We start from the raw sequence: 12,654 nt of genomic DNA on the forward strand, positions 1-12,654 counted from the left end.
AATTATCTCCTCTTTAAAAAATCTTCAAGATTTTTAGAATTTATACTTCTCTTAAATTTCCCCTGGAAATCTAATATTTTTGTGCTAGCTCCAAGTCCAAATCCAATAATATTTTCAAGCTCTTCCATCATTACAATATTATAAATTGAAGAAGATCTTTTTTTTGCATAGCCAATATTTTCTGAACTAATTACTGATTTTTTTTGTCTGTAAAGATAATAAGGCTCATAAGTTGAAGCTAGCATTAGACTTTTTGATTCTTCAATTAGACTATTATAATCTTCTTCATTAAAATAAGAATTTTCAAAAAGTTTAGAACCGTTTTTTAGTGCCAAGGTGTGTAGTGTAATATTTTCTGGTGAATATTCAATAGCTTTTTTTATTGAATTTAAAATACTTTCTTTACTTTCACCAGGAAGACCCATTATTAAATCCATGTTTATTACATCAAAACCAATTTCTCTCGCTTTATAAAACCAATAACTAAAATCTTTATTAGACACTCTATTTAATTTACCTATGACTTCTTCGTTAAAGCTTTGTGGATTTAAACTAATTCGATTTACTCCCTTTGACTTTAACATTTCTAAGATTTCTATACTAAGACTATCTATTCTTCCACACTCAACAGTAAATTCTTGTGTTCTTCCAAACTTTTCTAAGACTGCATCAATAATTTTCTCTAAATTTTCTTTTCCTATTGCTGTTGGCGTTCCACCGCCAATATAAATAGAATTTGGAAATTCAGAAAAATCTAAATTGTAATTTTTTATATCATAAATTAAATTTTTAGTGTAAACGTCTATTTTTTCTTTATTTTTAATAGTTGTATCAAAGGAACAATATAGGCATCTGCTTGGACAAAATGGAATATGAACATAGACATTGTAATAATTTAAATTTGAATTTTCTCGAACTTTTTCTTGATTTTTATAAATTCGATATAAAAAATCTCCTTCAGCTTTATTTATCCTATACTTATCAAATAATATTCTAATTGAATCTTCATAAGTATAACTTTTAAAAATTTTTGAAAGTAATTTTAAGGGTCTTACTCCAGTTAAAATACCAAAACTAGAGTCAAAATATTCATAATTACTAAATAAATCAAATAAATATCTCTTTATAATAAAGTGGGGCTTTTCATTTTTTATATCTAGCTTTGTGCTTTTATTAATTTTCTCTCCAAAAATATCAATAAAGAGAAAATCGTTATGAACATCAATTTTTAAGTTCAAGTCTAGTTTTTTATAACTCTTAGGAAGTTTCATCCTAAAAAATTCAAAAATTGATTTTTTTAAACCTTCACTTTCATTTTCTATTACAATCATAGTCTTCTTAAATAAGGATTTGTCATCTTTTCATAGCTCATTTGTGATTCTGGACCATGACCAGATAGCACATAGATATCATCATCTAATTCCTTTAATTTTTTGAGAGATTCCATCATAAGACTATTATCTGATTCAGGAAAGTCAGTTCTCCCAATGGAGCCATTAAATAAAGTATCTCCTGCAAATAAATAATTTTTGAAAAGATAACAAACTGATCCAATAGTGTGCCCTGGACTTGCAATTACCTTAATTTTATCATCTGAAAAAGGAATTTCATCTCCATCATTTACAAAAACATCAACATTTGCGGCTTCAATTTGAAGACCAAAGGCAGACTCTCTAACTTCTTTTGGATTTTCCAAAAAGTTTCTGTCATTTTTATGAAGATATATTGGAGCTTTAAATCTTTTCTTTAAAGCAGCAACTGCTCCAACATGATCAAAATGACCATGAGTTAAAAGAATATACTTTATATTTAAATCATTTTTTTCAATTGCTTCTATAATATTTTCACTTGAAGCACCTGGGTCAACTATAAAAGCGTCTTTATTTTCGTCAAAGAGAATAAAACAATTTTCTTGTAGTTCTCCAACAACTAATTTTATAATTTTATATTCCATAATTCACCTAAAATTCCTTATTTGAATCCAATAAAATTGTAACAGGTCCATCATTAATAAGCTCAACATCCATATCAGCACCATATTCTCCATGAGAAACTTTTACATTTAAATTCTCAAGTTCATCAATAAATTTTTCATATAAAATAATTCCTTCATCGAATTTTGCTGAACGAACATAAGATGGTCTGTTGCCCTTTCTTGCATCTCCATATAAAGTAAATTGACTTACAAGAAGAATTTCTAATCCATAATCTAGAAGTGATTTATTCATGACTCCATTTTCATCATCAAAAATTCTAAGCTTTGTCACTTTTTTTAGAATATAATCTAAATCTTTTTCATCATCACCAACTTCAACTCCAAGGAGCACCATTAGTCCCTTATCTATTTTTGAAATAACTTTCCCGTCAACAGACACACTGGACCTTTTTACTCTTTGAACTACTGCTCGCATTATATCACGCCTTTACTCTATATACCTCGAGAACATTATTTATTCTCTTTAATTTTTCAATTAGTCTTTCTAGTTCATCACTATTTGTGATTTCAACAGTGATGTCTATTACTGCATCTCCATTTTTTATTACTTTGGCATTTAAATAGGAAATACTTAACCTAGAATTATTTACTCTATTGGCAATATCACCGATAACATTTGGCTTATCAAAGGCTCTTATTTCAATTGATGCGCTATAACTAGTTGCATTACTGCTTTGCCATTTTACCTCTACTAGTCTTGAAGGATCCACATTATTTTGCATATTTTTGCAATCTTTTCTGTGAACTGATATACCTCTTCCTATAGTGATATATCCCACAATATCATCACCTGGAACTGGTGTACAGCATTTTGCAATCCTAACATTAACACCATCAACACCTTTAACTTCTATACCCTGATTATTGTATCTTTTTCGAGATTGAACAATTTCTTCTACATCTTTTTCATCTTTTTTGTAAAATTTATTATAAATATCTTCTAATTTTGCTGTAACTTGTGCCGTTGTTATAGTTCCAAAACCAACCGCCGCATACATTTCGTCTAAGTTAAGCATATTTAATTTATGTCTAACTTCTTCAAGCCAGTCATCTCGCAAAATTTTATGAACTTGATATCCTTGTTTTCTTACTTCTTTTTCAATTGCATCTCTTCCTCTCTCAATGTTCTTTTCTTTGTCCTTAACCTTAAAATATTGAGAGATTTTTTTGCGGGCTTGAGGACTTTTTACAATTTTTAACCAATCAAGAGATGGACTAGTATTAGGATTTGTTATTACATCTACTATATTTCCACTTTGAAGTGTATAATTTAATGGCACAATTCTACCATTTACTTTTGCACCAACACATGTGTTTCCAACTTGAGAGTGAATTCTATAAGCAAAGTCAATTGGAGTTGAACCTTCAGGTAGATTTATAACATCTCCTCTTGGTGTAAATACAAAAACTTCATCGGCAAAGAAATCAATTTTTAAGGTGTCCATAAAATCTCCAGGATCATTTAAATCTTTTTGCCATTCTAAAAGTTGTCTAAGCCAAGTTAAATTTTCATCAAAAGCTGTTTCCTTTGAAACGCCAGCTTTATATTTCCAATGAGCTGCGATACCATATTCAGCAGTTTGATGCATCTCATAAGTTCTAATTTGAACTTCAAAAGTTTCTCCATTATTATCAATTACAGTTGTGTGAAGAGATTGGTACTTATTAGGCTTAGGCATTGCAATGTAATCTTTAAATCTACCTGGAATAGGTTTAAAAAGTGTATGGACAACACCAAGTGCCCCATAACAATCTTTTACTGAATGAGTTAAGATTCTAACTGCAGAAAGGTCATAGATTTCATCAAAAACCTTGCCCTTTTTCTTCATTTTTTTATAAATGGAATAAAAATTCTTTGGTCTTCCCTTTATTTCACACTCAATTCCAACTTTTTTTAAGTTTTCTTCAAGCTCAGCAATGATATGGTTAATAAGATCTTCTCTTTCATTTCTTCTCTTATTTACCATTTCTACAAGTTCATAGTAGCCTTCTTCATCTAAGTATCTAAGAGATAAATCTTCAAGCTCCCACTTGATTCTACTCATACCAAGTCTATCGGCAATTGGAGCATAAATCTCAACAGTTTCTGTTGCCTTTTCGATTTTTTTAGCATCAGTCATGTATTCAAGTGTTCTCATATTATGAAGTCTATCAGCAAGCTTTACTATTATTACTCTAATATCCTTTGCCATGGCAAGAACCATTTTTCTAATATTTTCAGCTTGCTTTTCTTCTTTATTTTTATAATTTAATTTTTTTAATTTAGTAACTCCATCAACTAAATCAGCAATTTCTTGACCAAATTCATTTTTAATATCCTCTAAAGTTACATCAGTATCTTCAACAACATCGTGAAGAAGACCAGCAACAATAGTAGCAGTATCCATATTCATATCAGCCAGTATTAAACTTACATTTAGTGGATGAATTATATAATCTTCTCCAGAATTTCTCTTTTGTTCTTTATGGTGTTCTTCAGCCAATTTATATGCTCGATTTATCATATCAAAATCTGCATTTTCATTATAGGATTTTACTTTTTTAATTAAATCATCTATTAACATTTTTATCACCTGTAATTCTATAATTTTTAATTTTTAATTGAATTGATATATTTCCATTGAATTTATTTAACTCTAAATTAAAAATTATATCTATAAAAATATTTGATGGTCTACCTTGAAGTAGCTCCATTATTTCTTCCCTTTCATAATATTTTGCAAGATTATTTAAAAATATTTCTGAATCCTCAAATAAAGTTGCTGTGTAACTTATATTATCTTGAGATAAAGTCATTTTTAAAAAATTTTTATTTTTTCCCAAGATATTTAATGAATTTATTTTTAAATTTTTAGCACCAAACTTTGGAGCAGAATTTCCATTGCCAAAAGGCGCAAGATTTTCAATTTCTTTAAGTAAATTCATGCTAATGTATTTTAATTTTAAATTTCCATCTATATAAATTTTTCTAATTAAATCTTCTTCTGTCAAGTTTTCCTTTTCATCAACATCTTTAATAAAATCTTCTAAATTTTCAAGAGGGAGTGCAAGTCCACAAGCCATTTTATGGCCACCAAAAGATGTTAAATATTCTTTACACTTAGAGAATTCTTTAAACATGTTATATTCTTCTATACTTCTACCGGAGCCTTTAATTAAATCTCTAGAGTCACTTAATACAAGTGTTGGTCTATAATATTTTTCCTTGATCTTTCCTGCAACAATACCAAGAATTGATTCATTAAGCCCTTCTACATAAACTATTAGAACCTTGTGTTTATCTAAAAGATTTTCGCTATTAATTTTCTCATCTATGACATTAAAAGCCTTTATTGTTAATTCTTTTCTTTCATAATTTAGCTCTCTTAATTTTTTAGCTTTTTCAAGTGCCACATTATAATCTTTTTCCAGCAAAAGATCTAAGACATACTTAGCTGATTCAAGCCTACCACTAGAATTTATTGTAGGTCCAAGAATAAAACCGAGATGATATACATCTATATCATTTTTCTTTACATCTGAAGCTTCTATAAGTGCATTTAGTCCAAGGTGTTTAGTCTCTCTTAAATATTTTAAGCCATAAGAGACTATTATTCTATTTTCATTTATAAGTGGCATTACATCACAGACAGTGGCAAGAGCAGCAAAGGACAAAAAGTTTTCGTAAAACTCTTCTTTATCAACACCCTTAATTAAAAATAAATACTCAATTAATTTGAAGGCAACTACTGCTCCACAAATATCTTCAAAAGGATAAGAACAGGAAGATTGTTTTGGATCAATAACAGCATTGGCATCTGGTATTAACTCTTTTTCTATGTTATTTTCAACTATCTTTGGAACTTCATGATGATCAGTTATAACAATATCTATTCCCTTTGACTTTGCATAAAGAACAGCATCACTTGCAGCAATACCATTGTCACAAGTGATAATTAAATTTACACCATCATCATATGCTTTATCAATCAAATTATTATTAATGCCGTAGCCATCTTCTACTCTATGAGGAATATCATAGGATACATTTGCTCCAATTCTATTAAGACCAGTATATAGAATATAAGTGGAAGTAACTCCATCAACATCGTAATCACCAATAATTCTAATTTTATTTTTCTTTGCGAGGTGACTTAAAATTAAATTAGAAGCCTTAACCATATCCTTCAAAAGTATAGGTGAATTTAAATTTGAAAGCTTTGGTTCCAAAAAGCTCTTTATTTCTTCTTCAGTATTTATTTCTCTATTAAGTAAAATTTTATATATAACATTATTAATGCCCAGTTTTTTATATTCAATTCCTGGGTCACTTTTATTTTTTATAAACCATCTTTCCATATAATCACCACTTCATATAAATTTAATTATATCAAAAATTACCATTAAGGTAAAACTATTATAAAATTAGTAAAGAATAAAAAAAGAACCCCTAAGGGTTCATAAAAAATTATAATTATTCTTCATTTGCAAGAACTGAAATTGCACATTCAATTCTTTTCTTTTCCATGGCACAGCCAACTTTATATGGTTTATTTATGTCATTATTGCTGTAATAAGCATTAGCATGACATCCGCCTGAGCAATAATATCTTGCCCAGCATGATGGACAGTCTTCATTAGTGTAGACATTAGAATTTTTAAACTTGTCTCTAAGATTAGTATTTAAAATTCCATCATCTACATTTCCAAGTAAAAATTCTTCTTCACCAACAAATTGATGACAAGGATAAATTTCTCCTTGTGGTGTAATTGCAACATATTCAGATCCAGCACCACAGCCAACAGTTCTTTTAACTATGCAAGGACCTTGTGATAAATCAATGATAAAGTGGAAGAAAGAAAAGTCTTTGTCTTTTTTTCTTATGTCAATGTAGTCTTTACTCATCTTTTCGTATTCACTTAAAATTTTATCTAAATGTTCTTCTCTTATAGCATAAGGCTCTCTTTCATCAGTTACAACTGGTTCAATAGAAGTCTTTTTAAAACCATGAGAATAAAAATCCTTTAAATCTTCTGAAAAATCTAAATTTTCATTTGTAAAAGTCCCTCTAATGAAATAATCTTTGTCCCCTCTTTTATCGATAAGTTCCTTAAATTTTGGAACTATTACATCATAGGATCCTTTACCATTTATTGTAGGACGCATTTCATCGTTTATTTCTCTTCTTCCATCAATTGAAAGAACTACGTTGTCCATGTTTTCATTAATAAAATCTTCAATTTCTTTATTTAAAAGCATTCCATTTGTTGTAATTGTAAATCTAAAGTGCTTGTTATATTTTTTTTCTTCTTCTCTTCCATAGGCAACTAATTTTTTTACAAGATCAAAATTCATTAGGGGCTCGCCACCAAAGAAATCAACTTCAAGATTTTTTCTATTGCCAGAATTTTTTAATATAAAATCTAAGGCTTTCTTTCCAGTTTCAAAGGACATCAAACTTCTGTCGCCCTTAAAATCACCTTGGGAAGCAAAACAATATTTACATCTCAAATTACAATCGTGAGCAACATGAAGACATAGAGCCTTAACAACATTTTCTGGATTATATTTTGGAAGTTTAAAATGTTCATCTTCAGAAAATAATAAACCTTCTTTAGTTAAATATTCTATTTCATCATAAGCTTCTCTTGCATCTTCTATATTATAAAGTTTTGAAAATTTATCAATAATTTCTTCTTTTGATAATTTTTCATAATCATCAATCATTTCATAAACAATTTTTTCAACAACATGAACTGACCCGCTAGCAATATCAAGGACTATATATCTGTCGTTTAAATAAAATTTGTGAATTCTTTCTACCATCTTTACTCCTTTACCTATCCCTTAACAAAATAAAAGCAAGGTTACCCTTGCCTTAGTTTTCAGAATTTTCGCATTTTTGATTTCCAACTGTGCAGCTAGTTTTGCAAGCTGATTGACAAGATGTTTGACATTCTCCACATCCGCCTTTTTCATATGTTTTCTTAAGATTTTTCTTTGTAAGTGTTTTTATATGTTTCATAATGTCTCCTATTCTTCTTCTGTATCTTTAAGTTCAGTATTCTTTTTATAAGTACCGTTAATACCCCACTTCATAATTTCAATTTTTGAATTGTCAGATGAAGTTTCAATAACTAAGTAATCTTCCTTTACTAGAACAATTTTACCAATTATTCCACCAATTGTTATTATTTTGTCGCCAACTTTTAAATTTTCGCGCATTTCATTTATTTCATTTGCCTTTTTCTTTTGTGGTCTTATCATGAAAAAATAAAAAATAACAAACATTACTATTAAAGGAATAAAATTTAACATTGCATTTTGATTCATTATTAACCCCTTTCTTGTATATTATAGATAATTATATTATACATTTAATTATATAACTTAACAAGAAATTATTTATAACCAAATTTTTTGTAAAAGTCATTTTTATATTCTAAGAAGTAATCACCTTTTATAGAATCTCTTATATTTTTCATTGTTTGTAATAAGAAGTAGAGATTATGAATTGTTGCAAGTCTCATTCCAAGTATTTCATCAACATTAAATAAATGTCTTATATAGGCCTTAGAAAAATTCTTGCAAGTATAACAATCACAGTCCTCATCAAGCCTAGAAAAATCTTCTTTATAAACTGCATTTTTTATTGCTATTCGTCCTTTATGAGTAAGAACAGTTCCATTTCTTGCAATTCTTGTTGGAAGAACACAATCTGCCATGTCAATTCCTCTTTCAACAGCTTCAAATAAATAATCTGGACTTCCTACTCCCATTAAATACCTTGGTTTGTTTTCTGGCATAAAGTCTGTTGTAAAATCCAAAATATCATTCATTAAATCAAGAGGTTCACCTACAGAAAGACCTCCTATAGAATAACCTTTAAAGTCCATATCAACCATTTCTCTTGCAGAAATTTCTCTTAGGTCTTTATACATTCCACCTTGAATTATTCCAAAAAGAGTTTGATTATCTATATTTTTGTGATGTTCTTTACATCTCTTAGCCCATCTTAGGGTCCTTCTCATAGAATCGTCAATATATTCATGACTTGCTGGATAAGGGGCACATTCATCAAAGGCCATAATTATATCTGAACCAAGAATATTTTGAATATCAATAGATTTTTCTGGTGATATAAACATTTTACTGCCGTCTATATGACTTCTAAAGTGAACTCCTTCTTCAGTTATCTTTCTATTATCTGATAAGGAAAAAACTTGAAATCCACCTGAATCTGTAAGGATTGGCTTATCCCAATTCATAAATTTGTGAAGACCACCAGCTTTTTCTATTATTTCAGTGCCTGGTCTTAAAAACAAATGATAAGTATTGGATAAAATAATTTGCGAGCCTATTTCCTTTAATTCATCAGGGGTCATAGTCTTAACAGTTGCTCTAGTGCCAACAGGCATAAAAATTGGTGTCTCTATTTCTCCATGATTAGTTGTAATTTTGCCAAGTCTAGCTTTTGAATCCTTAGCAGTTTTTAATAGTTCAAATTTAAACATAAAACCTACCTTATAAACATTGCATCGCCAAAGCTGAAAAATCTGTATCTTTCTTTTACAGCTTCTTCATAGGCCGTTAATATAATTTCTCTTGTTGAAAGTGAAGAAACTAACATTAATAGTGTTGATTCTGGTAAGTGAAAATTAGTTATAAGTGCATCTACACACTTAAATTTATATGGGGGATAAATAAAAATATTTGTAAATCCACTTTTTTCACAAACTCTTCCACTTTCATCTGCAATGGATTCAACAGTTCTTACACTTGTAGTTCCCACTGCAATTACTCTACTTCCTCTATCTTTTGCAGTATTAATTTTATCTGCAACTTCCTTAGTCATAATATAAAATTCAGAGTGCATTTCATGCTCATCAATATTTTCAACTTTAACTGGTCTAAAAGTTCCAATACCAACATGAAGTGTTATATAACAAATCTCTACACCCTTGTCCTTTACTTTTTGCAAAAGTTCTTTTGTAAAGTGAAGTCCTGCAGTTGGTGCTGCAGCTGAACCCTCTTCTCTCGCATACACAGTTTGATATCTATTTTTATCTTCTAGCTTCTCAGTAATATATGGCGGAAGTGGCATCTCTCCAAGTTCATCTAATATTTCTTCAAAAATTCCATCATATTCAAATTTTAAAAATCTCGAACCATCATGAGAAATATCAATGACTTCAGCAGATAATTTGTCACTAAAAATTATTTTAGTTCCTATTTGTGCTTTTTTACCAGGTTTAGATAGACATTCCCAGGTATCACTTTTGTGATTTAAAAGAAGAAATTCAATTTTTTCTTCTTTGCCTTCTCTGTGTCCAAAAATTCTTGCAGGCATTACCTTGGTGTCATTTAATACAAGCACATCCCCAGCTTTAAGATAATCAACAATATCATAAAAATGCTTGTGTTCCATCTCTCCAGTTTTTTTGTCAAGTACAAGGAGTCTTGAATGGTCTCTTTTTTCAGAAGGATGTTGCGCTATTAATTCCTTTGGTAAGTCGTAATAAAAATCTTTTGTTTTCATTTTTGCCTTTCTATTATTTTATTTTTTCGATATTTGTTCCTGGAAAATAAAATCCAATAATATCATTATAATTATTTCCTTTTTTTGCCATTTCAACAGCTCCATATTGGCTCATGCCAACGCCATGTCCATAGCCTTTTCCCTTTACAATTATTTTGTTATTATTACATTCTATGTCAAACAATGTAGATTTAATTATTGTATTTCCTAATTTTTGTCTAAAGTCTTTAGCTTTTATAGCTACATCACCCTTAGAAGTATTAAAGACAATATTTTTTACTCTTTTAGAACTATCTGTTAATTCCAAATTTACACCACTTGCATCACATAGATTTAATTTTTTTAAATCACTATCTTTTAAAGTGTAATTCCAAGTATAAGTTGAATATGGGTCTTCCTTTGAAATTAAATATGGTACAAAATTTCCACCCCAAGCTTCTGATGATGATACAGTATAACCTCCTGAAGAAGCACAAAAAATTGTTTCAGCAATTTTTCCGTCGTATTTTATAACTTCTCCTAAAGTTTCCTTTACTGCCTCATCAGTTGATTTTTCTTCCACATCTTTTCCGTAATAAACTTGGGATCTAGTAGTATCATCAAGGTTATATCCCTTTTTGATGAATTTTTTGTAATTATTTATGGCAAAGGATCTTGAGCATAGAGCTTGCGCCTTTAGTGATTCCATTGGAAATTCTGGACTCATTTCCTTAGGCAAAACTCCTCTTAAATAATCATCAATTTCTACATTATTTATAATGTCCATTTTTTTATCATTTACTCTAAAGGAAATTGAACCTCTGTAATTTCTTTTGATATTATCAACATATATTGGAGAATCGGAGCTTATTAAAAAAGCGCCATCTTGTGGAAAATTGGCTAGTTTAAAGTTATTACCCTTAACATATATTTTATCTCCATCAAACATAACATCAAATTCCTTGTTATTTGTATTATTTACAACTTGGTTATCTGAAGTAATAATTTTTAATTTACTTTTAGATTTTATCTTCAAATTTTCCTTTGCACTTAAGGATTTTCCAACCTTTATGTCAATTTTTTCATAACTTTCCTTTGCAAAAATACTAGTTGGCAATAAGATTAAAAATATGGCTAACAATAAAATTTTTTTCATTTCACTCACCCTTATATTCTATACCAAAATGGTCATAAGCTCTTTTGGTAGCAACTCTTCCTCTAGGCGTTCTCATAATAAAACCTATTTGCATTAAATAAGGTTCATAAACATCTTCTACTGTTCCCTTGTCTTCCCCAATAGCAGCAGATATGGCATCAATACCAACAGGTCTTCCATAAAATTTTTCTATCATAGTAAGAATTATTCTCCTGTCAATGGTATCTAGTCCATATTTATCAATCTCTAAAAGATTTAATCCCTTTATTGCCACCTTAGTTGTTATTACGCCCTCTTCTTTGACTTCAGCGTAATCTCTAACTCTTTTTAAAAGTCTATTGGCAATTCTAGGAGTTCCACGAGATCTTCTTGCAATTTCTAATGCCCCTTCTTCTTCTATTGGAATATTTAAAATCTTTGCAGATCTCATAATAATTTCTACTAAAGATTTTGTGTCATATAAATCCAACTTTAACATTACACCAAATCTATCTCTTAGAGGAGATGTAAGCATACCTGCTCTTGTAGTAGCTCCTATAAGAGTAAAGGGTGCAAGGTCAAGTCTAATTGATCTTGCTGAAGGTCCCTTTCCTATTATTATATCAAGGGCATGATCTTCCATTGCAGGATAAAGTATTTCCTCTACAGATTTATTTAGTCTGTGAATTTCATCTATAAATAGTACATCATCATTATTCAAATTTGTTAGTATGCTGGCAAGATCTCCTTGTTTTTCTATTGCCGGACCTGATGTAACTTTTAAGTTTACACCCATTTCATTAGCAATAATACCAGCTAAAGTGGTTTTGCCAAGACCTGGTGGTCCACTTAACAAAGTGTGATCAAGTGGTTCCGATCTATTTTTTGCAGCTTCGATAAAAATTTTTAAATTATCTACAACTTTTTCTTGTCCAATATATTCACTTAACCACTTTGGTCTAAGGCTAATTTCCTTTGTATCCCCATCAATATAAGATGGTTCCACTAATCTATTTTCATTCATA

At 29.5% G+C, this 12,654-nt stretch carries 12 protein-coding genes; all 12 read right to left on the reverse strand.

All coding sequences use genetic code 11. The features are described from left to right. Nucleotides 1–2: 2 nt before the first annotated feature. On the reverse strand, nucleotides 3–1,331 hold the full coding sequence (gene hemZ, locus JOD41_RS00610; protein ID WP_205051152.1) for a coproporphyrinogen dehydrogenase HemZ: 1,329 nt from the start codon (nucleotides 1,329–1,331) through the stop codon (nucleotides 3–5). Further along, a complete protein-coding gene (locus tag JOD41_RS00615) occupies nucleotides 1,328–1,954 on the reverse strand; it encodes an MBL fold metallo-hydrolase (protein ID WP_205051153.1) in 627 nt (208 codons plus the stop codon). Before JOD41_RS00615 ends, hemZ begins: the two co-directional genes overlap by 4 nt. A 7-nt stretch (nucleotides 1,955–1,961) precedes the next feature. Next, on the reverse strand, nucleotides 1,962–2,411 hold the full coding sequence (gene dtd, locus JOD41_RS00620; RefSeq protein ID WP_205051154.1) for a D-aminoacyl-tRNA deacylase: 450 nt from the start codon (nucleotides 2,409–2,411) through the stop codon (nucleotides 1,962–1,964). 4 nt (nucleotides 2,412–2,415) lie between these two features. Continuing rightward, nucleotides 2,416–4,560, reverse strand: a complete 2,145-nt coding sequence (locus JOD41_RS00625; RefSeq protein ID WP_205051155.1) for a RelA/SpoT family protein — start codon at nucleotides 4,558–4,560, stop codon at nucleotides 2,416–2,418. After that, nucleotides 4,547–6,334: a single-stranded-DNA-specific exonuclease RecJ gene (recJ, locus tag JOD41_RS00630; protein WP_205051156.1), complete on the reverse strand. Its 1,788-nt coding sequence runs from the start codon at nucleotides 6,332–6,334 to the stop codon at nucleotides 4,547–4,549. The genes JOD41_RS00625 and recJ overlap by 14 nt, the downstream gene beginning before the upstream one ends. 115 nt (nucleotides 6,335–6,449) lie before the next feature. Beyond that, a complete protein-coding gene (gene scfB / locus JOD41_RS00635; RefSeq protein ID WP_205051157.1) occupies nucleotides 6,450–7,802 on the reverse strand; it encodes a thioether cross-link-forming SCIFF peptide maturase in 1,353 nt (450 codons plus the stop codon). Nucleotides 7,803–7,854: 52 nt separating this feature from the next. Next, a complete protein-coding gene (scfA, locus tag JOD41_RS00640) occupies nucleotides 7,855–8,001 on the reverse strand; it encodes a six-cysteine ranthipeptide SCIFF (RefSeq protein ID WP_019107118.1) in 147 nt (48 codons plus the stop codon). 8 nt (nucleotides 8,002–8,009) lie between these two features. Then, nucleotides 8,010–8,309 carry a preprotein translocase subunit YajC gene (gene yajC, locus JOD41_RS00645; protein WP_156700933.1) on the reverse strand — a complete coding sequence of 100 codons (300 nt, stop codon included), beginning with the start codon at nucleotides 8,307–8,309 and terminating at the stop codon, nucleotides 8,010–8,012. 68 nt (nucleotides 8,310–8,377) lie between these two features. Continuing rightward, nucleotides 8,378–9,490, reverse strand: coding sequence for a tRNA guanosine(34) transglycosylase Tgt (gene tgt / locus JOD41_RS00650; protein WP_205051158.1), 1,113 nt, complete (start codon nucleotides 9,488–9,490; stop codon nucleotides 8,378–8,380). Between the two features lie 5 nt (nucleotides 9,491–9,495). Then, nucleotides 9,496–10,515, reverse strand: coding sequence for a tRNA preQ1(34) S-adenosylmethionine ribosyltransferase-isomerase QueA (queA, locus tag JOD41_RS00655; protein WP_205051159.1), 1,020 nt, complete (start codon nucleotides 10,513–10,515; stop codon nucleotides 9,496–9,498). 13 nt (nucleotides 10,516–10,528) lie between these two features. After that, nucleotides 10,529–11,650 (reverse strand): SpoIID/LytB domain-containing protein, encoded by a 1,122-nt coding sequence (locus JOD41_RS00660; RefSeq protein WP_205051160.1) that lies wholly within the window; start codon nucleotides 11,648–11,650, stop codon nucleotides 10,529–10,531. Between the two features lies 1 nt (nucleotide 11,651). Continuing rightward, nucleotides 11,652–12,653 (reverse strand): Holliday junction branch migration DNA helicase RuvB, encoded by a 1,002-nt coding sequence (gene ruvB / locus JOD41_RS00665; RefSeq protein ID WP_156700926.1) that lies wholly within the window; start codon nucleotides 12,651–12,653, stop codon nucleotides 11,652–11,654. Nucleotide 12,654: the final 1 nt, after the last annotated feature.

Source organism: Peptoniphilus gorbachii, assembly GCF_016908115.1.
Lineage (GTDB): Bacteria > Bacillota > Clostridia > Tissierellales > Peptoniphilaceae > Peptoniphilus_A > Peptoniphilus_A gorbachii.

Coding starts and splice junctions, on each gene's coding strand:
- scfB (WP_205051157.1), bottom strand. CDS start 7,802: ATGGTAGAAAGAATTCACAAATTTTATTTAAACGACAGATATATAGTC.
- tgt (WP_205051158.1), bottom strand. CDS start 9,490: ATGTTTAAATTTGAACTATTAAAAACTGCTAAGGATTCAAAAGCTAGA.
- scfA (WP_019107118.1), bottom strand. CDS start 8,001: ATGAAACATATAAAAACACTTACAAAGAAAAATCTTAAGAAAACATAT.
- hemZ (WP_205051152.1), bottom strand. CDS start 1,331: ATGATTGTAATAGAAAATGAAAGTGAAGGTTTAAAAAAATCAATTTTT.
- queA (WP_205051159.1), bottom strand. CDS start 10,515: ATGAAAACAAAAGATTTTTATTACGACTTACCAAAGGAATTAATAGCG.
- JOD41_RS00625 (WP_205051155.1), bottom strand. CDS start 4,560: ATGTTAATAGATGATTTAATTAAAAAAGTAAAATCCTATAATGAAAAT.
- JOD41_RS00660 (WP_205051160.1), bottom strand. CDS start 11,650: ATGAAAAAAATTTTATTGTTAGCCATATTTTTAATCTTATTGCCAACT.
- dtd (WP_205051154.1), bottom strand. CDS start 2,411: ATGCGAGCAGTAGTTCAAAGAGTAAAAAGGTCCAGTGTGTCTGTTGAC.
- recJ (WP_205051156.1), bottom strand. CDS start 6,334: ATGGAAAGATGGTTTATAAAAAATAAAAGTGACCCAGGAATTGAATAT.
- ruvB (WP_156700926.1), bottom strand. CDS start 12,653: ATGAATGAAAATAGATTAGTGGAACCATCTTATATTGATGGGGATACA.
- JOD41_RS00615 (WP_205051153.1), bottom strand. CDS start 1,954: ATGGAATATAAAATTATAAAATTAGTTGTTGGAGAACTACAAGAAAAT.
- yajC (WP_156700933.1), bottom strand. CDS start 8,309: ATGAATCAAAATGCAATGTTAAATTTTATTCCTTTAATAGTAATGTTT.